General features: G+C 67.5%; 2 protein-coding genes. Both read left to right on the forward strand.

Annotated elements, in window-relative coordinates; translation table 11 throughout:
* The coding region (locus WB785_RS17975; protein WP_424080654.1) for a protein kinase family protein at window positions 1–1,633 on the forward strand (1,633 nt) is incomplete at its 5' end.
* 57 nt (window positions 1,634–1,690) lie between these two features.
* On the forward strand, window positions 1,691–2,199 hold a 509-nt coding region (sigM, locus tag WB785_RS17980; protein ID WP_424080655.1), incomplete at its 3' end, for an RNA polymerase sigma factor SigM.

Here is a 2,199-nt window from a genome sequence, read left to right on the forward strand (position 1 = left end):
GTCACCGGCCGTCGACGACTTCCAGCCCGACGTCGTCGCGGCGCCAGACCCGCCGCCGCGGCCCAACGGCGAACCCCCGGCAGATCCCGTCGATCCGATGGGCTTCGACGCCCCGCACGATCTGGCGGCACATCCGTCTACGGGCCAGGACGAACCGCCGCTGGTTCCCGGTGCCAGCATCGCCCGCGGTCGCTACCGGCTACTCGTCTTTCATGGCGGCGCGCCGCACCTGCAATTCTGGCAAGCACTCGATACCGCGCTGGATCGGCAGGTGGCACTGACGTTCGTCGATCCGGACGCAACGCTGGCCGATGAGCAAGTCCGCGACATCCTGTCTCGCACCATGCGGCTGAGTCGCGTCGACAAACCCGGGATCGCCCGGGTGCTCGACGTCGTCCACACCGGCACCGGCGGTTTGGTGGTCACCGAATGGGTCCGCGGCGGTTCGCTGCAGGAGGTGGCCGACACCTCGCCATCGGCCGTCGGCGCTGCCCGCGCGATGCAAACGCTGGCCTCCGCCGCCGAGGCGGCCCACCACGCCGGCGTCGCGTTGTCGATCGATCATCCCAGCCGGGTGCGGGTCAGCATCGAAGGCGACGTGGTGCTGGCCTTCCCCGCGACCATGCCCCACGCCACCCCGGAAGATGACATCCGCGGTATCGGCGCCGCTCTGTATGCGTTGTTGGTCAACCGCTGGCCGCTGCCGGAAACGGGGGTCGGCAGCGAGATGGCCCCGGCGCCACGAGAGCCGGGCGGTCAGCCCGTCGACCCCAGCTCGATCGACCGCGCCATCCCCTACCAGATTTCTGCGGCGGCCACCCATTCCATTCAGGGTGACGGTGGGATACGCAGTGCGGCAACGCTTTTGAACTTGCTACAGCAGGCGACCGCGGTGGCCGATCGCACCGAGCTGTTGAGTCCACTACCCGACCTGCCGCCGGAACCCGCCCGACCGGACCGCTCCCGCCCGCCCACGCTGGAGGAGGCGCAGGCACGAGTCCGTCGTCGTCGCGCCGTAACAATCGGGGTCGGCGCTGGGGCCGCGATCATCGTGGTGGCCTTACTGGTCCTGGCGTCGGTGCTGAGCCACATGTTCGGCGACGTCAGTGGCCTGGACAAAGACCAGCTGGGCCTCAACGCGCCCTCGGGTAGTTCGAGCTCCAGCGAAACCGCAGCGGCGGGCAGCGCGGTCAAGCCAGTGAGTGTGAAAGTCTTCTCCCCCGGCCAGGAGGCCGACAACCCCAGCAAAGCCGCCCTGGCAATCGATGGCAACGCGGCCACGGCATGGGACACCGACACCTACCATGACGCCGTTCCGTTCCCGAGCTTCAAAAGCGGCGTCGGGCTGCTGCTGCAGCTGCCGCAACCAACCGTGGTGGGCGCGGTAACAGTCGACCTGGCCAGCACCGGAACGAAAATTCAGATCCGCTCTTCGGCGACGGCGACGCCGGCCAAACTGGACAACACCACGGCGCTGACTCAGCCGGTGGCGATGCATCCGGGCCGCAACAGCATCCCGGTCAAGGCTTCGGCCCCCACCTCGTATCTGCTGGTCTGGATTCCGACGTTGGGGACCACCAACGGCGAAAGCCGCTCGGGTATCTCAGAGTTAACGGTTCAAGCCGCGTCCTGACGCACCGGGCCGATCGGGTGAAGTGCCGGGTATGCACCGATTGGTTATTGTCCGGCCGTGGGGTTCGGGCGCAAAGTTCAACGTGACCTTCATAAACAAGCCAGTGACGCCGAATTGCTTGCCGCCCACGTCGCCGGCGATCGCTATGCCTTTGAGGAGTTGTTCTACCGCCACCACCGGCAACTGCACCGGGTTGCCCGGCTGACCAGCCGCAGCCCGGAGGACGCAGAGGACGCGCTGCAAGACGCGATGGTCTCGGCGCACCGCAATGCCGGGCGCTTTCGACATGACGCCGCCGTCAGCAGCTGGCTGCATCGCATCGTGGTCAACGCATGCCTGGACCGGCTGCGCCGCAACAAGTCTCATTTGACCACCGTGCTGGACGACGTCTACTCGGTGGCTGATCGGACCGCCCAGGTAGACACCGCGATCGCCGTGCATCGGGCGTTGATGCGCCTACCTGTCGAGCAGCGCGCGGCGGTGGTGGCGGTCGACATGCACGGCTATTCGGTCGCCGACACCGCAGCAATGCTCGGGGTGGCCGAGGGCACCGTCAAGAGCCGCTG

Origin of the sequence: Mycobacterium sp. (genome assembly GCF_049585075.1) — a bacterium.
In the GTDB taxonomy this organism is placed as follows: domain Bacteria; phylum Actinomycetota; class Actinomycetes; order Mycobacteriales; family Mycobacteriaceae; genus Mycobacterium.